Below are 22,509 nucleotides of genomic sequence, written 5' to 3'. Positions count from 1 at the left end.
CTAAACATTTTATTGTTTTTTTAAAATAATGTTCGTATTTATAAGTATTTTATTATTATAATAAAAAAAGACATATAAGAATTTCTTATACATCTTTTTTCTATTTATGCAGTAAGTGCTTTTTCTTCGCACATTTCCTCTTTAGGTAAAACCATGTTAAGTATTACCGCTAATATGGCAGGTAGTACAGTTTTAGATTCTCCAAATATCAATTGTATAGATTCTGGAAAAGCATCAAAAAATCCTGGTACATAAGCAACTCCAAGGCCTAATCCTAATGAAACAGAAATTATCATTGCATTTCTTTCAGTTAATTTATCAGTTGTTATAAGTCTTATACCACTTACTACTATCATAGAGAACATTACTATAGAAGCACCTCCAAGTACACTAGCTGGCATTAAAGATATAAGTGCTCCTACTTTTGGAAATATACCTGCTATTATTAATATGAAAGCTCCTGTAGCAACAACAAATCTATTTACTATTTTTGTCATAGCTACTATACCAACATTTTGGCCAAAAGACGTATTTGGCAGCACATTAAATATAGCGCCTAAGAAACTACCTATACCATCTGCTAAAACCGCTCCAACTATTTCTTTCTCACTAGCCTCACGACCAAGACCAGAATTTGCTATGGCTGTTGTATCTCCTATAGTCTCTACAGTTGAAACCATATATACAAATATCATAGCTATTATAGCATCCATATGGAATGAAAATCCTAATTGAAATGGCACTGGTATAGACACAAACGCTGCCTGAGATAAAGAAGAAAAATCTATTTTACCCATAGGTATAGCTACTAAATATCCAACTATTAATCCGATAAGTACTGATGATATACTAAGCATCCCTTTAGTATATTGTTTAAAAAATATAACTGTTATAAGTACGATTGTTCCTAAAAGCAAATTTGACGGTGAAGCGAAGTCTGCTGCTCCTACACCACCTGCAAAGTAATTAACTCCTGTTGGTAAAAGTGCAATTCCCATAGTTAAAACTACTATTCCTGTAACTACTGGTGGAAAATATTTTCTTATACGTTTTAATACTAGTCCACCCACTAGTATCTCAAATAACGCTCCTACTAAGCAAGCTCCTAATATTCCTTCTATTCCATACTTTACACCTATTGCTGTAGCAGCAGGTACAAAGCCAAAGCTAGTTCCCATTACTATAGGTAGCTTTGCTCCTATCGGACCAAGTGGGTAACATTGCATTAATGTTACTATGCCAGACACAAACATTGCACATTGTATTAGTGATGCTTTTGTAACATCATCCAGGTTTAAAACATTTGAAATTATTATAAGTGGCGTAACATTTCCAACAAACATTGCCAAGATATGTTGCAAACCTAATGGTATTGCTTCTCCTAATTTAGGTCTTCCGTCTAGCTGATAAATTACTTTATTGTTCATAAAATTCTCCCCTAATCAAAACTAAATCGTATATTTTTGTATCATTGTTCGTCTTTTCAGTTTTAATTATATATGTTACTCCAAATTTTTACAAGTTTTTTTACGAACATTTTTATTTTTTTTTAATTTTTCATACGTTACTTGTTTTGATATTCAATATTGTATAACAAAAATCACCTCGTATAGAGGTGATTTTTTATTAATACACATATTTAAAAATATATAAACATTATTAAGTAACAATAATCTAATATATTATTCTTCTTGCAGTAACATATCCTTTTATATAATATGATGTTGACATACTTTCATACTTTACTGATTTTCCTGGACTTGGTGAGTGGATGAACTTACCATTACCAACATACATTCCCACATGTCTAATAGAATTTGTTCCACTATTAAAAAATACCAAGTCTCCTGCTTTTAAATTACTTTTGCTTACATATTTTCCATTTTTAGCTTGATCTCTTGATGTTCTGTTTAAATATATTCCTGCTTTTTTATAAGCATAATACGTAAGTCCTGAACAGTCAAAAGAATTAGGCCCTGCTGCACCATAAATATATGGTTTACCTACTTGCGCTTTAACTGTAGATAATACTTTATCAAGTTTAGAATTACTTGATGGCTTATTAGAAGAAGATGAAGATGTTGTTGTATAACTTACTTTAATATCACTTGAATCTCCAGCATATAGTTTTAAATACTTTGTAGATACATACCCTGTTGATGAACTAGATAGTTTTACCTTAGACCATCCATTACTATATGATGATATTATGCCAACAACGCTATTTTTTTTAATTGTTTTTTTAACATTGTGTTTGGTTGAAGCACCGGATCTTACATTTAGTGCTGACGCTGTAACCTTACCTACTTTCCTTATTGAATCTGATGTAGTTGTTGATCCTGAAATTTTAGTGTAATCGTCAGTAATATATCTTGTTTTTCCTTTATACTCAACCTTATACCATCCATTGCTACATCTTGATATGTATCTAAGCTTTGTTCCTTTACTTACTGTACCTACTATAGAATATTTTGTTCCAGCTCCACTTCTGATATTAACTCTACTTGCTGTAACTTCAACCTTTTTAGAACTAGAAGTAGAGCCATTTTTTACTCTTGAATATTTATTACTTACATATCTAGTACTTCCTTTATATTTAACCTTATACCATCCATTACTGCATGTTGATATATATTCAAATTTTGTTCCTTTACTTACTGTACCAGCTATAGAATGCTTCGTACTAGATCCTGTTCTAACATTAAGAGCATCACATGTAACTTCTACAAACTTACTACTCCTAACTTCACTAGCTTCTACATTTTCATTTATAGCTACTGCTGGTATAATACTTGTAGCTATCATACCTACAGTCATACCTTTTGAAATATTTTTTATATTTTTGTTAAAAATCATATTCCACACATCACCTCATTTTGTAACTTTTCCGTAATTTTTGTAACCCTTTTGTAACCATTGTAGCATAACTACAACAAAAATTTCTATATTTTTACAAAAATAATAAATTAACAAAATAAAACCCCCCTATAGCATAGGAGGTTTTTACAGTTTAGTATTTTAAAATACTTTTAATTTACACGTTATATATATCTGAAAACTCTATATCACATCTTTCTACGTGCTTAAATTTTCTATCAAAATCATAGTCTTTATTATTTTCTTCTTTCATCTTAATAGGAATTGTAAATATAAACTTCGATCCTTCATTAACCTTACTTTTCACACAAACCTTTCCTTCATGCATTTCAACCAAATTTTTCACAAGTGATAATCCTATCCCACTACCTTCACACATCCTATTAAAAGAACCATCAACTTGTCCAAATCTATTGAATATAATATCTATCTTATCTTCTGGAATTCCGATCCCAGTATCACTTACTGAAACAATCACCTCTTTTTCAGTCGCATTAATATCAACTTTAATGCATCCATTCTCAGGTGTAAATTTTACAGCATTTGATAAAAGATTTAACATAATTCTTTCTATTTTATCTGGATCACAAAAAGTAATTAACTCTTCTACATTCGTATCAAATATAAGATTTATATTATTATTTCTTGTGTACTCTGCCACAGAAAGAGTTATATCTTCAATTACATTAATAATATTTTGATTAGATGCTCTTAGTTCATAGACTCCTGTATCCATCTTGCTTATATCTATTAAATTATTCACTAACCTTAATAACCTATATGAATTTTGCTTTATATAATTAAGATGTTTCTTTAGATTTTCTACATCAATATTATTTCTTTCAATATTTTTATTAATAAGTTGCATCGTTCCTAGTAAAATATTTATTGGCGTTCTAAATTCATGAGATATATTTGAAAAAAATTCATTTTTTACAATTTCTAATTGAACAGCTTCTTGTAATTTTCTTTTTTCTTTTTCTATTTCTAATTTATTTGTAATATCTCTTGCTGATGTCACATATAATTCTTGATTAGATATGTACATACTACTCCATTCAAGATGAACATAGTAACCTTTCTTATGTCTAAAACGAATAATACGCCTAGTAATCTCACCATCTTTACCTAAATAATTTTTATCCTTAAAACGCTCTATATCTTCAGGATGAACAATTTCTTGTATTGGCTTCGATAATAATTCTTCTTCTGTCCACCCTAAAACTTTATTCCAGTTTGGACTAATTCTTTTAAAATATGTATCATTTCCAACCATGGATACTAAATCAGCAGAAACTTTTAAATACTGTTCCAACTCTTTTTCCGTATACTTACGCATTGTATTTTCAACAAATACCTGGTTTGAAAGTCTAACATTTTTAACTATCATGGCTATTTTATTACATATATGTTTCATAAACTCATCATAGTTGTATTTAGGTGAATTATCATTACCATAACTTAATGATATAATTCCAATAAATTCATTACTCAACTCTATTCTATAGTTACCTACATAATCCAAACCATCCATACATATTTTATCCCAAATTGGTAAGCTTTTTATTTTTGACTTACAGTACATAATATTAAAATAATTTTTATATTTACTTGAATATAACTCATCTATTTTACACGGTATAAATTTTAAATTTTTAAGATATTTATTAGAATTTTTTAATTTTATAAATGGTACTAAACCTTGTTTATTATTATCATATATTAGTATTGATAGACCATCTGCCTGGGTGTAATCAAGTATTCGTTGCCCAATATTACTTAGTACTTTCTTCAAATCAGTATTGCTTTTCTTAATATCATTGTAATCACTTTTAATTATTGTTCTGTTAAAGTTCTTGTATAAGTCTTCCGAATCATTTTTTGATAAATTCATTTTTTCAGAAGTAGCAATAATGTATTTAAATTTTTTATTTTCATCGTATACTGGACATTTATAGGTTTGATTCCACTGAATATTATGATCAGCTATTAATTTTTCGTCAAATACTTTAGGTTTTTTATTCTCACATATGGCTTTATTATTAAGTTCAAATCCTTCACAAATTTCATTTTTCCTATAATTACTATTATATTTTCCTATAATCTCTTCTCTTGTCAAATCAAACATATTTGCGAACGATTTGTTAACGTATAAATACTTTCCATTCTCATTTATAACAAATGTAGATATTCTAATATTATCTAAAAGGTCTTCTAACATTTCCATTGTATATGATTTTGAATTAACTTCATTACCTACTATAAAAATACCTTTTTCATTATTAAAATATTCTATAGTAACATTAGAATTAACTTTGACTATTTCATTAGATTTAGAATAAAAATTCAAGATTTTATTTTCATCTTTCATTTCTATAAGTTTGTTTATAATATTATGTTCTTTACTTTTTACTATTTTAAAAATATTTGAATTTAGCAAATCTTCTTTATTGTAATTCAATCGTTTTAAAAAGCTTTCATTACAAAAAATTATATCCCCCATATAGTTTAGCACAACAATATAGTCACTAATTTTATTGTATATTGATAACATTTCTAATCCCCTCTTGCCTTATTAGTAATAATATTTCTGTATTATTAATTCATATTTTAACATATTTCTACATTGTTTTATATCATTTGTTAAGTTACACCATATGTTGCCAGTTTTTTAATAAATAATAATTTTAATTTTTAAAATTATTATTTATTACATATATATTAAAATCCAAATTAAATTGCATAATAAAAGGGATAGAACACTATCATATAATAGTTTTCTATCCCTTTATTAGACTTTTTTATATTAATCTTGTTTTCCAAAATGTCTTTCTAATAATCCTAAGAATGCTTTACCATGTCTAGCTTCATCTTTGCACATTTCATGAACTGTATCATGTATAGCATCTAATCCTAGTTCTTTCGCTCTCTTGGCTATTTTTAACTTTCCTTCAGTAGCTCCGTATTCTGCTTCAACTCTAGCTTCTAAGTTTTTCTTAGTATCAGCAACTACTACTTCACCTAATAATTCAGCAAATTTAGCAGCATGTTCTGCTTCTTCGAAAGCTATTCTTTTGTAAGCTTCTGCAACTTCTGGATGTCCTTCCCTGTCAGCTTGTCTTGACATAGCTAAGTACATTCCTACTTCTGTACATTCTCCAACAAAGTTAGCTCTTAGGCCTTCAACAACCTCTTCATCTACTCCTTGAGCTACACCTATTCTATGCTCATCAGCCCAGTTTCTTTCACCTTTCATTTCTTCAAACTTATCAGATCCTACTTTACATACTGGACATATTTCTGGAACAGTTTCTCCTTCATATATATAACCACATACTGTACAAACAAATTTTTTCATTTTTCATTTCCTCCGTTTTTTATTTATATTCTCTCAATTTTAGTAGTCAATTTTAAATGTTAATACTTACTTACAATTTTATATATACCCGTCATCTTTTGCCTTAAACAGAGTTTTTAAATTAAATTTTAAAATTATTTACACAGTCACATTATATCAAGCTATTAAATTATTTATTGTTCATAAAAAATTCCCTTCGTTTAAGTCACTGGGTGGGCCCTATGAAATTTCAGGCAACGATCTTTCTCAAAAATACATTTGTATATTTTCTAAATAAGTTCCAGCTATCAATTTCCTAACATACAAAAAAGTCATTGGGTTTATTTTCCAATGGCTTTTTTATATGATTAATATTTTATTTTATTGATTTTGTTATTTTTAAATCTAGAATTTAACCTTAATATTTTCTCTTTCTGCATTGTTTTCCAATTCGAAGAAAGGTTCTTCTTTAAATTTAAATAAACTTGCAATTACACAACTTGGTACACTTTGTACAGTTTTATTAAGATTCTTTACTGTTCCATTATAATATCGTCTTGATTTTTCAATTTCTGATTCTATATTTTGTAATTCCTTTTGTAAGTTAATAAACTGATTATCAGCTTTTAAATCTGGATAGTTTTCAGAAATCATTAACAATCTACTTAATGCATTTGACAATTCTCCTTCATATTTTGCCTTATATTGGGGAGAACTTGAAATAGCATTTCCTCTTGCCTGGACTACATTTTGCAAAGTTTCTTTTTCATGAGATGCATATCCTTTTACTGTTTCTACTAAATTAGGTATAAGATCGTATCTTTTCTTTAAGAATACGTCTATAGTAGAAAATCCTTCTTTAACATTCACTCTAAGTGATACAAGTTTATTGTACGTTGAAACACCCCATATTACAGCAACAGCTGCTATTACTAATATAATAATCCACGTCATTATTTCACCTCCATTTTATTATACTTTTTTATTTATTTAATTCTACCAACTTGAGCCTCCACCACCACCAGAGCCCCCTCCACTAAATCCGCCACCTCCGAATCCTCCTCCTGAGCTACCAGAAGAAGTATCTATAGTATGGCTTACTGTAGATTCTACTTTATTTAAGTTATTCACAAACATATTTAAAGCAATATAGTTATTTAATGGATAATAAGTATCATAGTAAGATGGTTGCTCCATAGAAATATCCTTAAACTTATCCGTCCACTTTTTAGTTACTCCAAGAACCTGGGCATATGGAAGTGTATTATAAAAATATTCTGGATCCTCTTCTAGCAAAGCTTCCAACCTTTCTTTTTCTGCTACTTCCATAAAGTTTCTAAATCCTACTATTTCACCTAGTAATTCTTTACCATAATCACTTCGTTTTGGAACACAACTACTTAAGATATTTCCAATTAATGATACTACTATACTAAACATTATTATAAACTCATCTAAGTCAGAAAATAAAAATGGTAATCTTATTACAATTAAATAAATACAGCTAATAACAATTACACCAATAATTTTATTATTTTTCTTAATTAATCCATGTCTTTTCTTTAATGATTGATAAAAAATCAAGTAAAATACAAAGTGTACAACTAATAATATGATGCTGAATATAATACCTCCTGCTATGGATCCATGATCAACTTCTCTAGCCACCATCATACATGATATTAGAGGTATTGCAGAGATTATACTTAACATAAACCCTGATTTTTTAGAAGCACTATCTCTCAGTTTTTTCTCATATTTAAATTCTTCTGTAACACCTTTTACTGCCTTACTTACTTCTTCTCCAAAATAAGTTTTTAATTTATCACCAGTTACTTTTTTACCATCACCATATTTAAATAAACTATTAAATAATTTTTTTTCATAAGGTTTATGGTTAATACCTATTTCTTTTAATTTTTCAATAGTAAACTTGTCATTTTCCTTCATAATTATTTTTATATAACCTTCACTGGCCCAATAAAATAATAATGAGGTAACTTGTGAGTTGCTAATACTTTCATTGAAACCATAGGCAACTTCTGCACTATTCATAGATCCAGGCGGATAAAATTGAACCACTGGTGTTACAGGATTTTTATCTTTAAATCTAAAATATAAAAACACAATAATAAGTAATATAACAGGTGTTGTAAACTTAACAACATTTGCAGATACAGGCAAAGGTCTTACAAATAAGTTTTCATCTATATCAAGACTTAGCTTTACATCTTCCCCATCATATATAGTATTTTTATTTGTAAATATTACATTATTATCATTTTTTTCTAAATTAAATCTATCAGTACCATAATTGGCTCCTTTTTCATTAAAATCCACAACTGCATTATTTATTAGAAAGGGAGAATTTACATTTACTTTCAGTTTTTCTAATTTTCCATCTAAAGTTGTTTCTACTATATTAAAAACAATATCATCACTAAGCCTAGGTTCAATTGTATATGATACTTTAAAGTTATATTCATCTTTGCTTTTATCTAAAGTTATAATTCCATGTTTTTCATCGTAAGACACACTTTTATCATTTACATTCATATCTAGTAAATAAAAATTTTTACCCTTTATTATGTCACACAGATCAATCATAAGATTCTCTTCACCCGAATAATTCTTATTTATTTTTATTTTGAAATCACGTTGTATTTCATATTTTTTGTCATCTGTAATATTTATGTCTATGAATTGATGTTCCATTGTATATGGATATTGTTTTATGGGAGCATTTTTAAAGGCACCCTCATTTAACATGGCATTTACTGTTATAGCATTATTAGGCTTTATAGTATTTATTGAATTGATATAAATTTTATTTTTTTTCACCTTATATTGTACGTTTTTTGAATCTTTACTGCCATATTCCCCATCAGTAATATTTATTTTATCTAAATTAGCTTCCTTTGGATAAGTTATTGTAGAGGTGAAATTTTCAATTCTCGTGTCCCATTGATCTCCCAAAACATTGAAATAAATGTAATCACCTTCTGGTTTTTCCTCGTTGTAGTTTTCTATGGTATATGTAATTTTGTAAGTTTTATCGCCACTTAATGTTTCATCTTCATCACCTATTCTAATCTTCATATCAAAGGAATCTTCTACTTCATATGGTGCCCCTACTACAGATACATCTTTTATATTGTAATCTTCTAATCTTGTAGATGTAGGTATGCTTCTAATAATTCCATGTCGTTCTTCATTAAAATACACATCTATCGTTTCTGTTATTTTAAATTCTCTTTTGTCATTTACATCAACATTTACGTCCATTTTTTTTATGTAGTAACCATCATCTTCTGCATAAGCACTAAATAAAAATATGTTAATTGATATGACCATCAAAATTAAAAATAGCACTATTTTCTTCAATCTTACCACTCATCCATCCTCCTTTTTGTCTCTTACCAAATACAATATATATTTACCACTCCAAGAAAATATGTTCATATCAAGTGTTAATTATATATATCAGAAAATTCAATTTTGCACTTTTCTATACTTAAATTATTCTTTTCAAAAGAAGAAATATTTTTTGTTTCATCATTAATTTTTAAATTTTTAGGAAGAAAAAAAGTAAAAATAGATCCTTCATTTTCTACACTTTCAACTTTAATATTTCCACCATGTAGTTTTATTATTGATCGAACAAGGTATAAGCCTATACCGCTACTTTCGTATCTTCTTTTAATGTCTACATTTACTTGCCCAAATCTATCAAAAATAACATCTAGTTTATCCTTTGGTATTCCTTGTCCATTATCTTTTATACTTACAAAAACAAACTCTTCATCATGACTTATATTAACAAGTATTTTGCTATTTTCATTAAGTGAATATTTAATAGCATTTGATAATAAATTTAATACTACCCTTTCTATGGCATCTGGATCACAAGCCATTTCAATTTCTTCACATTCTGTATCAAATATTATTTCCACACCCTTATTTTTTGCATACTCCACTACGGATAAACATATATCCTCAACTATATTTACTATATTATTATTACTCAAACTGATATTATAATAGCCGATATCCATTTTACTAATATCAGTTAAATTATTTACCAGCTTTAAAAGTCTATAGGAATTTTGTTTTATATTTTTTAAATATCTGCATAAATCATCCTTTTGTATTTCACCATAATTTTCAGTACTCTTTTCCATAACTTGCATCGTTCCTAGAATAATATTTAAAGGAGTCTTAAACTCATGGGACATATTTGTAAAGAAATCACATTTCATACCTTCTAACTTTATTCTTTCTTCAAGATTTTTTTGTCTTTCTTCCTCAACTATTTTTTCTGTAATATCTTTTCCTGTAACAAAGTATCCTCTTACTTTTTCCGAGTATTCTATATACCAATGAATCCATTTATAAGTCCCATTTTTACATAAGTATCTTGTTTTAATTTCAGTTTTTCTATCTTTTTTATCATTTAATTTTGATAGATATTTGTTTATATCACTTAACCCTTTTAAATCTTCAAAATACACATAATCGTATATCCCTTTATTTAATAATTCTTCTTTTGTCCAACCTAGTATTTTAGTCCAACTAGAGCTTAGATTTATAATTCGTTTATCTTCATCATATATGCATACTAAGTCTGTCGATTTTTCTAAATATTCATCAAGTTCATTTTCTATTGTTGTTCTTTTTTGATTTTCTAAAATTACCTCTTTATTTAATAACCAACTTCTTAAAATTATTGAAATCAATTTACAAACACCATTCATATAGTCATAAGGTATATTGTTATATACTGTTTCTTCCTTGTAAATAATTTGTAAACTTCCTATAAATTCATTATCCACAGAAAGTTTATATGTACTAAAAATATTGTTTTTATAAGATTTTTCTAGTTCATAGTGTTTATGCTTTTTTCTATTTATTAGCTTTTCAACTCTATCTTTATGATGTAATTGCGTTCTTTTCTGTTTTATAATTTCTAATTCTTCCATGTCAATATTTGTTTCAGTTAATACTTTATTATACTTTATATCATCTCCTAATTCTATGTATGGAATTAAAGCACTTTCTTTTTTATTGAAAATATATATGGATATGCCGTCTGCTTTTGTATTATCTAATATGTCTTTACATATATGACTGATTGTTCCCTTTACACTTTCATCAGATTTTAATGTATTCACACCATTTAAATTTTTATATAAATTCATTTCCTCCATAATATTCCTCCAAAATAAGATAATCTTAAAATTTCCCTTTAATACTAATTATAGATTTAAAAGACTTTAATATCTACGACCTTTTTGAATTTATCCAAAACTTGTTAAATATAAAACAGTAAATATCTTGTATTTTTTTATTATAATACTTATATACTATATATATGTATTGATAAGTTTAAAAAAGTATATAAAAAAGGGATATCTCAAAATAACTTATACTTCAAAATATCACCTTAATATTTTATCAAATTGTAAATTTTTTAAACCTTACTAAACATTGAATCCGCATATCTTAATGACTCTAAATATATAGACGAAATAGTCTCTTTATCTAAGTTATAATTTTCATTAAATTTCTCAACTATATCCCAGTTGCTTAATTCATATTCTTTTACACATTTTAAGGAATCGTATAATACTCCTTCTTTATTTATGAATGCCATTTTAATTATTTCAGATAGTCCTAAAGAATCCAAAATTGACAATATATCTTCCTCTAAAATATTATCTATTAAAGATAATAATCCAGCCATATATGCATCATGTCTCATATAGTTATAATCTAATTTAGTTATGATTTTTTCCATGAATGTTGCTCTAAATAAAGATGATTTTGCAAATTCATCATTATCTTCACCTGTCATATCGCGTAAAAACAAAAGCATTATCCATCTTTGGGTTTCTGTAATTCCCAAACGTACTAAAGCTTGTTTTACTGAATTAATCTCTGTTCCTCTATAATATATAGATGTATGCATCAAAGACAACAGTTTATAAGTCAAACCCACATCTAATTTTATTATTTCCTCTAAAGCATCAAAATCAGGATTTCCTTTTGATATTTCTTCCCATAGTCGTGAATATGATGATGATGCAATACAAAGACTGTCTTTTGATATCATTATTGGTTTACTAAAATAATATCCTTGGAATAGAGTATATCCATCTTTCATTGCATTTATATAATCATCCTCTGTTTCTATTCTTTCTGCAACAAGTTTTTTACTATTTTTGTATTTCTTAGCTATATTTCTTCTTTTATCTGGATCAAGTAGACTATATTCAACTTTTATAATGTCTATATAAGGTAACAGTGCATCATAAGTTCCATCATCAACAAAATCATCAAGTGCTAATTTATATTTTTTATATTTAAGAAAAGCAACTCTATCTATTAATTCTTCATCCATTTCAGTATTTTCTAAAATTTCAATTATAATCTTCTCAAAATTAAAAAGTAAAGGTATATCAGACATTAAGGATTCTTTATTAAAGTTTATAAATCCATGTTTTTGTTTAATCAAAGAATATAAGTCAAATTCTGATAAAACATTATAAGTTAGCTCTCTTGTAGCTTCATCTTCATCAACGTTTGCATATCTATTTTCATTACTATTTCTATGTAATAATTCATATCCAAATAGTAATTTATCACAATTAAAAATAGGTTGCCTTGCTATATAAATTTTCATAAAGCCCCCCTAAGCATTTAAATATTTTAAACTAATATATATATTAATACATGTATCTACAAAATACCATCAATTTAGACATATTAATTATTTTATATAATTATTTTGGTAAATTTTTCAGATATAAGTCATTATTAGAGAAAAACAAATCTATACTTAGGTTAGGTAGTGTATTTTTTATATTTATTTTATGGACTAATGACTTATACTTTTATCTTCACTTCCCATTATAAAAAGTCCAAGTCCCATAACTAATGCTCCTCCTACTATATTTCCAAGAGTTACAGCAACTAAGTTGTAAGCAGCTCCTACTAAAGTTGCCCCTTGAATAGCTGGTGATATTAAAGCTACAGAAAATATTGTCATGTTTGCAACACTATGTTCAAATCCACTAGTTATAAAAGCAAACAAACATAAGAATATCATAAGTATTTTTGCTGTATCGTCGTTAGTTCTAAAAGAACATAGAACTGCTACACAAACTAATATATTACAAAGAACACCTCTAAAGAATAATGCCATAAAAGATGCTGACGTTTTTGCTATGGAAGTTGTTGCAAAAAATTCCATTATGGGACCTTCATTTACAATACCCGTTCCAACAAAAAATCCTGCAACTAGTATAGACCCAAGTAAATTCCCAACAAAACTGAATAACCATACTTTACTCAAATCCCATGTAGAGACACCTTTATTTAATCTTCCTACAGTCATAACCATGTTATTTCCAGTAAATAATTCTGTTCCTGTCATTATTACTAAGCATAGGGCTACTGCAAATGACAACCCCATTATGATTTTTGTTCCAGGAGAGTTTGCTGCACTTAATAATCCCCCTACTGTAAATATCAATATAATTCCAAGTCCCACATATAGCCCTGCAAAAGCTGCTGACACTAAATATTTTAATTTACTAATATTTAATAAATTAATCTTATTTTTTGCTGAGTTACTTAATTTTAATACTGTTTCATTATGCATAATAAACCCTCCTGAATTTTTAATATTTTATACCACTCCAATAAATATTTTTATTTACTTTAACTATGTCTGCAAACTCTACACCTTCTAAAGCCCATTTTTTATATTCCATAAATCCAGTTCTATCAATTATATACCCTATATGCTCTTTGCCCCCTGGAGCATCTTTATCTATATACTCTTTAACATATTTATAAGTATTAAGAACTATTTTAATAATTGATTCTTCATCTGCCCAAACTAAAAAATCTTCAGCAAGTCTTGGATTTTTCTTACCAGTTCTACCCATAATTGCTAGTCTATAATATTTATTTTCATCTCTAGTCCATGCACTTGTTGGGCAGTTTAGTGTACATTCTCCACATCCTATACATTTGTCATGATCTCTTACTATTTTATAGTTTTCCATTTTAAGAGCACCAGTAGAAAGTTTTTCACATTTTTTTACACAAGCACCACAAGATACACATCTATTTTTATCATATAGAGGAAGTGTCATTCCTATTATTCCAAAGTCATGAGTTCTTGCTTTTATACAATCATTTGGACATCCTGTAAAAGCAATTTTAAAATGTAAATCGTTTGGAAATACTGCTTTTTCCATTTTTTTTGCAAATTCAGTAGTATTGTATTGTGCCTTTGGACAGACTTTATTTCCTATACATGCGCATATATTTCTAGTTCCTGCTGCTGGATATCCTGAGTCTTTTGTTTCTTGATTAATATCCATTTTTTCTATAACAGGTTGAATTATTTTATTTACTGCTTCCATATCTTCCATTTTGATACCAAGGATTTCAAAACCTTGTCTAGTTGTAATATGAATTTGTCCATTACCAAACTCATTGGCTATTTTTGAAACTATCATTAAACTTTCTGGATCTACACATCCTCCAGGAATTCTAACCCTTAGAGAAGTTTCATATTTTTGTTTAGTAATTCTATAAGCATTCTTCATTACTTTTTTAGTATTTACATCTCTTAACATTATCTCTCCCCCTAATCCATAAGATTTTTTGCATATGAATAATCAAATACAGGACCATCTATACAAATATAAGTATCATCCATTTTACAGTGTCCACATTTACCAACGCCACAACACATTTTTCTTTCATAAGAAACCCATATATTTTTTTCATCTAAATCTCTTTTTAAAAATTCCCCCACAGTAAACTTCATCATCATTGGTGGTCCAACTACTATGGCAGACATATTGCTTACATCTTCTATATTTAACTGAGGAATATATTTTGTAACAAGACCTACATTTCCCTCATATCCTTCCTCAGCTTTATCAACTGTTACAAGAATATCTAATTTTTCACTCCATTTTTTTAGGTCGTCTTTGAACAATAGATCTTTTGGAGATTTGAAACCTACTATTAACTTAAAGCTTTTGAATCTTTCTGAATTATTGTAGAAGTGCTCAACTATTCCTCTTACAGGTGCTAAACCACTACCTCCAGCAACAACTACAACTTCCCTTCCTTCGTACAAACTTACATCGAAGCCATTTCCATAAGGTCCTCTTATGAAGAATTTATCTCCTACTTTGTAATTAAATAATTCACTAGTTACTTTTCCCACGTTTCTTATAGTAAAATCTATATAACTTTCTCCATATCCACTTACTGAAATTGGTGATTCTCCGTATTTTGGTATGGATATTTCATAAAATTTTCCGGGAAGGACGTTTTTAGTAGAAGTCCCTACTCTAAAAGTCCATTCAATTTCTGTATGTTTTACTATACTTATTATTGGTGCTGCCACTGGTATATAAGCATTCATTTATTTTTCCTCCTCATTAACTACTTTTTTAACTTTATCTATACACTGAGAAAATGATATATATTGTGGGCATGCATCGTCACATCTTCCACATCCTACACACATGTCATAACCAAATCTTTTGTTAAAATCATGAATTTTGTGCATTACTTTAAATCTCATTCTCTCACCTTGTTTTTTTCTAAATGAATGGCCACCTGCCATATCAGTATATCCATCTACTTGACATGATGCCCATACTCTTCTTCTCTCTCCTACTTTCTCATTTTCTTTGTAGAAAATATCTTGCATTGTAAAGCAGGTGCATGTTGGACATACAAAATTACATCTTCCGCAAGCTATGCATCTTGCATCATATTCATTCCACATTTCATTTTTTGATAATTCAACAGGATTTATGTTTCTTGGAACTTCCACTGATATGTTATTTGTTCTAACGTAATCTACTTCAAAGTCCCACTTTTGACCATCAAATACATTTAAATCCTCGTCTTTTATATCTAAGTAAATTTCATCTTCTCTTAAGTTTAATCCCATTGAGTAATTGTCAGATTTGTTTGACTTCATACTTACACAAAAACAATTTCTATAACTTTCTTTGCATCCTATTAGAACAAATTTAATTTTTTTTCTTAGCCTTTCATAGAAGAAATCCTTTTCCATTCCATTATTCAAGTAAATTTCATCTAATCTTTTTATTCCATTTAAATCACAAGCTCTAAGAAAAACTAATAACTTTTTCTCATCCACATCACTTGTTTTAAATTCCTTTTCAGTAAAGTAAAAAAGTATTTGATTTATTGGCAATATTACTTCTTTTGCAGAAAAATTAGACTTTTTATTAAATTCTATATCCTCTATTCTTTCAATTTCTTCGTATTTCGTTAAATCCGTATCAGAAAAAGTGCCTTTGAAGGGTTTTGTCACAGGCGCTAATATTTTGTATTCTAACTTTAATCTTTCCAAACCTTGATTAAATCTTTGTTTATCTAATTTAATTTTCATATATTCTCCTCCCTTTGATTTGTTAAAAAAATAATAACATGACACACTACCCTAAGTCTGTGATATTAATCACAAAATTGTGAAGAATTTATGAATTTAAATAAAAAACAAAAATTCCTTTCGATTAAGCCACTGTGTGGAAGCTACATTTCATGCCGCAGGTTGCTTCGCCCGTTGCTCAAGTTACAAAGTTGAAAATTATACGTTATCCACAAAGCTGATAACATATGATTTTCTTACAATCAAAAAAGCACCTACCAAAAGGTAGGTACTTAGTTCTATGTATTTTTAAAATACAATGATAGTTCATCTTTTTTAATATACACTTTTTTATTTTCTATTTTAACCAAATTTTCATCTTGTAAAACTTTCATAGATCTTGATAAAGTTTCTCTTTTACATCCAAGCATATCAGCAATATATGTTATAGTTAAGTTTGCATTAATTAAAGTCCATTCATCTTTTTCTACACCAAATTCTCTGCCCATTCTATAAAGCTTGGCAGCAAGCTTTTTGTCCATTCTTATGGATATGGAATTTTTAAGTTGCCTATAAAGTCTTCTGTTAATATTTTGTAAGTGATTTAATACGTTTTTAGTTAAAATAAAATCATTTTCCATAATATTTATAAAATCCTTAGAACTACACTCTAGTAAAGTGCTTTTTTCAAAAGCTTCACATGATACTGCACTACTTTTTTTCTCATCTATAAAAATATCATTTATCATTTGTCCTTTTGGAAGTATAAAAATAATTTTTCTTTCACCACTTTCATTTATTTTAAATAAAGAGATTTTTCCTTCCTTAATAAAATAAATTTTATCCACCATATCTCTTTCATAAAAAAGAATTTCTTTCTTTGACAATTTTCTAGTTTTAAGTATTTTTTCTAGATTAACTTTGCTTTCTTCTTTTATATTTTTAAATACTTCTATACTATTCATAGGAGTACCTGTTATTCAAATCTATTTCTATGTATTTTATTTTTATCAAATTTATCTATAAATTTATTTTTTTCATTACTATAACCTATTGGTACAAGAGAATATGGAATTAAATTTTCAGGTAAATTCAAAGTTTCTCTAACTTTGTCCATAACCTTACGCTTAGGGTGAACTCCAACCCAACAAGAAGCCAATCCTTGATTAGTACATTCTATTAAAATATTTTGTGTACATGCTCCTAAATCATGTATCCACTTCCCAGGTTTTAGGAATCTTTCTTTATTTCCTATAACTACTATACATAGTTTTGCATCTTTAATATGATTTGATTTATGATGAGTTTTTGACAAACTAGATAAAATTTCCTTATCATCTATAATAACAAACTCCCAAGGTGATGAGTTCTTCGAAGATGGTGCTTGCATAGCTGATTTTAAAATTTCAAGTATTTTTTTTTCTTCCACCTCTTTGTCTATATATGTTCTTATTGAACGTCTATTTTTTATAACTTCTAACATTTTATCCTCCCCATTAATAGCTTAAAGCTTAATACCAAATTTAAAATCTATTTTTTATTCTAATAAAGTTGTTATCCTACTATAAATATACTTTCAAATATGTCATAACTAAATTAAATGTCTGGGACAGTTAATATAATAACACTCATAATAAATATAATAATCTGGTTTATATTTTACCTCTTCATTATCATTTATAATTCTATAATAACATTTTTTAATTTCTTCAAGCCTATTTTTTTCAGATGTGATATATTCTTCGTAATCCTTATAACTTTCCCAATCATCAAAATTTGGATCTTCATTTATTTCCTCTTTAATATTTTCTATAATTTCTACTAATTTTTTCTCAGCCTTGTTTATTTCATTCATCTGCTTTAGTGAATAAAAGTATTTATTTAGCCACATAGCATCTTCTAAAAGTTTGCTTTTATCATATAACTCAACACAATGTTCATAGTCACCCAAAATAAACATAAAGTCAGCCATATCATCATCACAAATATCACCATACTCATAATCTGTATTTAATAATATACAAGCTATCTTTCTTGCTTCCTCTAAATTTCCTGTAATCGCTAATTCTCTACCTAATACAAAGGCAATCTTCTCATCAATTATTATATCTTCAAAAGGATATGTATATATGGACTTTAATAATAAAATACCCTCTCTTTTATTATCATTTATTAAGTGGCTAACTGCTTCACAATATTTATATTCTTTTCTTGGAGATAACTCAAATGCCCTATGGAATAACTTACATGCTTTTTCATAATTTTTTCTTTCAAAATTTATTCTTCCAAATGCATAATAAGTTTGCTCATAATTTGAATTACGACTTACTGCTTGAGAAAGTAAATCATACCCTCTATTTTCACTTTCCTCCTCACATCCCTCTTCTATTAAAAAGTAAGCCATGCAAGTAGCCCATAATGAAAAACTATTATCAGACAAACTTTTTTTATTTTTAATATAACATTCTTCTAATATTTCAATTGATTTATTTGTACTTTCTCTATATTCACATATTAACATGGCAAGCAAACAATAGGCTTCTACATTTGATGAATTTTGACTTATTTTTTCTTTAAGGATATCTCTGTATTTTTCATAATAAACAGCACTTTCATCAAATTCTAAATTCCTAACACTATAAAGGTCTTCTATTATTTTTTTCAATTCCATTAATGATTCTCCTTAATAAAGAAATTTTATATATCTTTTTTATAAGTATAAATTATTTTCTTAACATAAACTATACAAATTTCAAAACGAGAAAATTTTTTTCATTTGTTTATTTACTATTATCTTGGGTATAAAACATACATAATTAAAAATCGGAGATGATATTATGGAATTATTCACACCTAGATGTAATAAACGAAGTTTACCATTTATAGCTGGATTAGTTTGGATATTTGCTGGTGGTATGGTATCAAAGCTTGGATTTAATATGCTATTTACTTCATCAATACATCCATTTATTTCAATAATTGTTGCTGTTGTCACTTTTTTAATATTTTTTAACTTTATTTTTATAAAATTAGTTAAAAAACATAAAAATAGAATTTCTGAAAAAGAACAGGATAAACTATGTTTATTTTCTTTCTTCGATGTTAAAAGTTATATAATAATGATATTTATGATGGGACTTGGAATTACTATTAGATCTATTGATTCAATAAATCCACTTTGTTGGGCTGCCATATATATAGGAATAGGACTTGCTTTACTTAGTGCAGGTGTTGCCTTTATGGTGGAATGGAAGAACTGGAATTAATTTGCTTACTTTATTAAAATCAACATAAAATAGGGGTGTTACATTTTTGTAACACCCCTGATTTTTTTAACTAACACTTATTTTTCTTTTAAAAGCAAATGCATTATCATACAAATATTCCTTTTTATATTTATACATAAAGATTAAAGATACTATCATAGTAGCAACTTCTACAAAAGGAACTACTAACCAAACTCCATCTACTCCCATAATTCTAGGTAATACAAATATTCCCATTAAGAAGAAAACAAAAGTTCTCAGTAAAGAAAGAATAGCTGATATCTTTCCATTTGAAAAAGCTGTAAACATTCCCGAACCAAATATATTTATTCCAGCCACTAAGAACGAAATTGAAAATATCATAAATCCATTATGACTTATCTCAAATAATGTGCTACCTTTTGTAGCAAATAATGATATTAATATTTCTGACATGGCTCTAGACATTATAAATGTTATTACACCAAATACTATAATTATTATAATACTATATTTAAATAAATTTTCTACCTGATTTTCATCTTGTCTTCCATAATTATAACTAATTCTAGGTGACACACCTGAAGTAAATCCTAAATAAGCTGCATTTAATAAAAATTGCATATAAAGCATGATAGTAATGGCAGCTACACCCTCTTCACCTAATAATCTAATCATAACAATATTAAATAAAAAAGTTGTAAGGCCTGACGATATTTGTGTAACCATTTCTGACATACCATTAGAACAACTTCTTGAAATAATTTTAAAGTTAAACTTAGGTTTTACAAAATGTAGTAAGTTCTTTTTGTTGAAAAAGTAAATTACACCTACTATACTTGGTAAAACATACCCTATGCAAGTAGCTAAAGCAGCTCCTTTAACTCCCATATTTAGCTTAACTATAAATACATAATCTAATACTATATTTAAAATTCCACCTGCAACAGAACTCAAAAGTCCTAAATTAGGTACACCAGCCGTTACTAAAAAATAATCAAAATATAGCTTTAATATTATAAATGGCGTGAAAATTATCATAAAGAATAAATATTCTTTACAGTAAAAAAATAAAGACTTAGTTGACCCTAGCGCATATATTATGTCATTTATAAAAATAATACATATGATTTCAACAACAATTCCTACTATAATAGCGCTTATGGTAATAAGGGTAAAATACTCTCTTGCTTCTTCATTTTTATTTTCTCCCATTGTTTTAGCTACAATTGCACTACCTCCTGTAGCAAACATAACTCCTATTCCTATTAATATATTAATTACAGGATAAACAATATTTGTGGAAGAAAGTGCATTTGCACCTATAAATTTAGATATAAACATACCATCAACAATAGTATATAATGAAAAAAACACCATCATTATTACAGTTGGTAAAGTATATTTTATTAAAGAAGTCAGCGTGACTTTCTTTTCCAATGAATTTTCCATAAAGACCTCCTTGCAATATAAACTTGCTTATTTTATAATAAACTATCCTGTTAATGGATAGTCAATAAGGGGGATTGTAAAATTGAATAATGATATAAAATATTTTTCCACAGGTGAATTTGCAAAACTATGCAATGTTCACAAAAAGACACTTTTTTATTATGATGAAATAAATTTATTTAAACCAGAAAAAGTTATGCCTACTGGATATAGATATTATTCTGAGTATCAATTAGAAACGTTCAATATTATTTATACTTTAAAAGATATAGGTATGCCACTAAAGGAAATAAAAGAATATATGGATAGTAGAACTCCTGAAAATATGTTAGAACTCTTTGAATATGAGACAAAAGAAGTAGAAAAAGAAATAAACAAACTTAAAAGGAAACAAGAGATTATGTCTAACAAAATTAAACTTATTAAGGAAGCAAATAGTATAAAAAATGATATATTACTTGAAGAACAAGAAGAAGAATATATTATTTTAAGTGATTTAATCGACAAAAACAAATTAAATAGTTTAATTAATAAAAATGAAGATGCTTATGATATTGACGCCTATGTCAATCTTTTAAATCTTGCCAATAATAATGATTTAAATTTAGGGCATGCTGGTGGCTCTATAAAAACAAAAGAAGATCTACTTCAAAGTAATAATTACAGTTATTATTACATAAGGGTGAACAAAAACTGTAATTACGAAAATATTATAATCAAGCCAAAGGGAACTTATTTAGTAGGATATTTAAAAGGATATTATTCAAAAGCTCCTATTATTTATAAAAAACTTTTAAAGTTTATACATAAAAACGACTTAGAGATAATTGGATTTGCTTATGAGGACGTTTTAATTGATCAAGTTTGTGTGAAAAATCCTAATGATTTTGTTCTTAAAGTATCTATTCAGGTGAGTGTGTGAAAAAAACTCTGTAAATAACAAAATTCAACAGCTTTCTATGATAATATTTAATTATTATAGGAGGCTGTTTTATTATGGGAAAAAGAAAACAAAAGCTTAGCGAAGGAAAAGGAAATATCATAGCAAATTTAATTGAAGAGTATGATATTCAAAGCGCTGAAGATATACAAGAAGCCTTAAAAGATCTACTTGGCGGAACTATAGAGAGCATGCTTAAGGCGGAGCTAGATAATCACTT

18 protein-coding genes and 1 pseudogene are annotated in these 22,509 nt (G+C 27.5%); 3 read left to right on the top strand and 16 right to left on the bottom strand.

Going from position 1 to position 22,509, the window contains the following annotated elements:
* Nucleotides 1–104: 104 nt before the first annotated feature.
* The 15 genes from K0040_RS13445 to K0040_RS13375 form a co-directional block, all read right to left on the bottom strand.
* Nucleotides 105–1,427: a uracil-xanthine permease family protein gene (locus K0040_RS13445; RefSeq protein ID WP_228109287.1), complete on the bottom strand. Its 1,323-nt coding sequence runs from the start codon at nucleotides 1,425–1,427 to the stop codon at nucleotides 105–107.
* A 247-nt stretch (nucleotides 1,428–1,674) separates the two neighbouring features.
* Nucleotides 1,675–2,856, bottom strand: coding sequence for a C40 family peptidase (locus K0040_RS13440; RefSeq protein WP_228109286.1), 1,182 nt, complete (start codon nucleotides 2,854–2,856; stop codon nucleotides 1,675–1,677).
* Nucleotides 2,857–3,034: 178 nt separating this feature from the next.
* The gene (locus K0040_RS13435; RefSeq protein WP_228109285.1) at nucleotides 3,035–5,431 is read right to left on the bottom strand and encodes an ATP-binding protein; all 2,397 of its coding nucleotides are present in this window, start codon (nucleotides 5,429–5,431) and stop codon (nucleotides 3,035–3,037) included.
* Nucleotides 5,432–5,683: 252 nt separating this feature from the next.
* On the bottom strand, nucleotides 5,684–6,235 hold the full coding sequence (locus K0040_RS13430) for an NADH peroxidase (protein WP_228109284.1): 552 nt from the start codon (nucleotides 6,233–6,235) through the stop codon (nucleotides 5,684–5,686).
* Nucleotides 6,236–6,619: 384 nt separating this feature from the next.
* Nucleotides 6,620–7,168, bottom strand: coding sequence for a LemA family protein (locus K0040_RS13425; RefSeq protein ID WP_228109283.1), 549 nt, complete (start codon nucleotides 7,166–7,168; stop codon nucleotides 6,620–6,622).
* A gap of 42 nt (nucleotides 7,169–7,210) precedes the next feature.
* A complete protein-coding gene (locus K0040_RS13420) occupies nucleotides 7,211–9,607 on the bottom strand; it encodes a DUF2207 family protein (protein ID WP_228109282.1) in 2,397 nt (798 codons plus the stop codon).
* A gap of 77 nt (nucleotides 9,608–9,684) precedes the next feature.
* The gene (locus tag K0040_RS13415; protein WP_228109281.1) at nucleotides 9,685–11,421 is read right to left on the bottom strand and encodes a PAS domain-containing sensor histidine kinase; all 1,737 of its coding nucleotides are present in this window, start codon (nucleotides 11,419–11,421) and stop codon (nucleotides 9,685–9,687) included.
* 263 nt (nucleotides 11,422–11,684) lie between these two features.
* Nucleotides 11,685–12,896 carry an EAL and HDOD domain-containing protein gene (locus tag K0040_RS13410; RefSeq protein ID WP_228109280.1) on the bottom strand — a complete coding sequence of 404 codons (1,212 nt, stop codon included), beginning with the start codon at nucleotides 12,894–12,896 and terminating at the stop codon, nucleotides 11,685–11,687.
* 195 nt (nucleotides 12,897–13,091) lie between these two features.
* Nucleotides 13,092–13,877 carry a formate/nitrite transporter family protein gene (locus K0040_RS13405; RefSeq protein ID WP_228109279.1) on the bottom strand — a complete coding sequence of 262 codons (786 nt, stop codon included), beginning with the start codon at nucleotides 13,875–13,877 and terminating at the stop codon, nucleotides 13,092–13,094.
* Between the two features lie 19 nt (nucleotides 13,878–13,896).
* The gene (asrC, locus tag K0040_RS13400) at nucleotides 13,897–14,865 is read right to left on the bottom strand and encodes a sulfite reductase subunit C (RefSeq protein WP_228109278.1); all 969 of its coding nucleotides are present in this window, start codon (nucleotides 14,863–14,865) and stop codon (nucleotides 13,897–13,899) included.
* A gap of 11 nt (nucleotides 14,866–14,876) precedes the next feature.
* Nucleotides 14,877–15,668, bottom strand: coding sequence for an anaerobic sulfite reductase subunit AsrB (gene asrB, locus K0040_RS13395; RefSeq protein ID WP_228109277.1), 792 nt, complete (start codon nucleotides 15,666–15,668; stop codon nucleotides 14,877–14,879).
* Nucleotides 15,669–16,673 carry an anaerobic sulfite reductase subunit AsrA gene (gene asrA, locus K0040_RS13390; protein ID WP_228109276.1) on the bottom strand — a complete coding sequence of 335 codons (1,005 nt, stop codon included), beginning with the start codon at nucleotides 16,671–16,673 and terminating at the stop codon, nucleotides 15,669–15,671.
* A gap of 278 nt (nucleotides 16,674–16,951) precedes the next feature.
* Nucleotides 16,952–17,617, bottom strand: coding sequence for a Crp/Fnr family transcriptional regulator (locus K0040_RS13385; protein ID WP_228109275.1), 666 nt, complete (start codon nucleotides 17,615–17,617; stop codon nucleotides 16,952–16,954).
* An 11-nt stretch (nucleotides 17,618–17,628) separates the two neighbouring features.
* On the bottom strand, nucleotides 17,629–18,135 hold the full coding sequence (locus K0040_RS13380; RefSeq protein ID WP_228109274.1) for a nitroreductase family protein: 507 nt from the start codon (nucleotides 18,133–18,135) through the stop codon (nucleotides 17,629–17,631).
* A gap of 108 nt (nucleotides 18,136–18,243) precedes the next feature.
* Complete coding sequence (locus tag K0040_RS13375) at nucleotides 18,244–19,323, bottom strand: tetratricopeptide repeat protein (RefSeq protein ID WP_228109273.1); 1,080 nt, start codon at nucleotides 19,321–19,323, stop codon at nucleotides 18,244–18,246.
* Between the two features lie 166 nt (nucleotides 19,324–19,489).
* Here K0040_RS13375 and K0040_RS13370 point away from each other — a divergent pair, with 166 nt between their 5' ends.
* Nucleotides 19,490–19,918, top strand: coding sequence for a hypothetical protein (locus K0040_RS13370; RefSeq protein ID WP_228109272.1), 429 nt, complete (start codon nucleotides 19,490–19,492; stop codon nucleotides 19,916–19,918).
* A gap of 66 nt (nucleotides 19,919–19,984) precedes the next feature.
* On the opposite strand, the gene K0040_RS13365 is transcribed toward K0040_RS13370, so the two are convergent.
* Entirely contained in the window at nucleotides 19,985–21,349 is a 1,365-nt protein-coding gene (locus tag K0040_RS13365; RefSeq protein WP_228109271.1) for an MATE family efflux transporter, read from the bottom strand.
* 82 nt (nucleotides 21,350–21,431) lie between these two features.
* Here K0040_RS13365 and K0040_RS13360 point away from each other — a divergent pair, with 82 nt between their 5' ends.
* Nucleotides 21,432–22,271, top strand: coding sequence for a MerR family transcriptional regulator (locus K0040_RS13360; protein ID WP_228109270.1), 840 nt, complete (start codon nucleotides 21,432–21,434; stop codon nucleotides 22,269–22,271).
* A gap of 74 nt (nucleotides 22,272–22,345) precedes the next feature.
* Nucleotides 22,346–22,509, top strand: a pseudogene (locus K0040_RS13355) (IS256 family transposase); the annotation flags it as partial.

The organism is Terrisporobacter petrolearius, assembly GCF_020748185.1.
GTDB lineage: Bacteria > Bacillota > Clostridia > Peptostreptococcales > Peptostreptococcaceae > Terrisporobacter > Terrisporobacter petrolearius.
The sequence above is the reverse complement of the archived record's forward strand: the minus strand, read 5'-3'. Positions and strand labels throughout refer to the sequence as shown.

What these genes read in the sequence shown, in the direction of transcription:
- K0040_RS13375 (WP_228109273.1), bottom strand. Translation starts at nt 19,323, where the DNA reads ATGGAATTGAAAAAAATAATAGAAGACCTTTATAGTGTTAGGAATTTA.
- K0040_RS13370 (WP_228109272.1), top strand. Translation starts at nt 19,490, where the DNA reads ATGGAATTATTCACACCTAGATGTAATAAACGAAGTTTACCATTTATA.
- asrA (WP_228109276.1), bottom strand. Translation starts at nt 16,673, where the DNA reads ATGAAAATTAAATTAGATAAACAAAGATTTAATCAAGGTTTGGAAAGA.
- asrC (WP_228109278.1), bottom strand. Translation starts at nt 14,865, where the DNA reads ATGTTAAGAGATGTAAATACTAAAAAAGTAATGAAGAATGCTTATAGA.
- K0040_RS13410 (WP_228109280.1), bottom strand. Translation starts at nt 12,896, where the DNA reads ATGAAAATTTATATAGCAAGGCAACCTATTTTTAATTGTGATAAATTA.
- K0040_RS13440 (WP_228109286.1), bottom strand. Translation starts at nt 2,856, where the DNA reads ATGATTTTTAACAAAAATATAAAAAATATTTCAAAAGGTATGACTGTA.
- K0040_RS13380 (WP_228109274.1), bottom strand. Translation starts at nt 18,135, where the DNA reads ATGTTAGAAGTTATAAAAAATAGACGTTCAATAAGAACATATATAGAC.
- K0040_RS13425 (WP_228109283.1), bottom strand. Translation starts at nt 7,168, where the DNA reads ATGACGTGGATTATTATATTAGTAATAGCAGCTGTTGCTGTAATATGG.
- K0040_RS13445 (WP_228109287.1), bottom strand. Translation starts at nt 1,427, where the DNA reads ATGAACAATAAAGTAATTTATCAGCTAGACGGAAGACCTAAATTAGGA.
- K0040_RS13365 (WP_228109271.1), bottom strand. Translation starts at nt 21,349, where the DNA reads ATGGAAAATTCATTGGAAAAGAAAGTCACGCTGACTTCTTTAATAAAA.
- K0040_RS13405 (WP_228109279.1), bottom strand. Translation starts at nt 13,877, where the DNA reads ATGCATAATGAAACAGTATTAAAATTAAGTAACTCAGCAAAAAATAAG.
- K0040_RS13435 (WP_228109285.1), bottom strand. Translation starts at nt 5,431, where the DNA reads ATGTTATCAATATACAATAAAATTAGTGACTATATTGTTGTGCTAAAC.
- asrB (WP_228109277.1), bottom strand. Translation starts at nt 15,668, where the DNA reads ATGAATGCTTATATACCAGTGGCAGCACCAATAATAAGTATAGTAAAA.
- K0040_RS13415 (WP_228109281.1), bottom strand. Translation starts at nt 11,421, where the DNA reads ATGGAGGAAATGAATTTATATAAAAATTTAAATGGTGTGAATACATTA.
- K0040_RS13430 (WP_228109284.1), bottom strand. Translation starts at nt 6,235, where the DNA reads ATGAAAAAATTTGTTTGTACAGTATGTGGTTATATATATGAAGGAGAA.
- K0040_RS13385 (WP_228109275.1), bottom strand. Translation starts at nt 17,617, where the DNA reads ATGAATAGTATAGAAGTATTTAAAAATATAAAAGAAGAAAGCAAAGTT.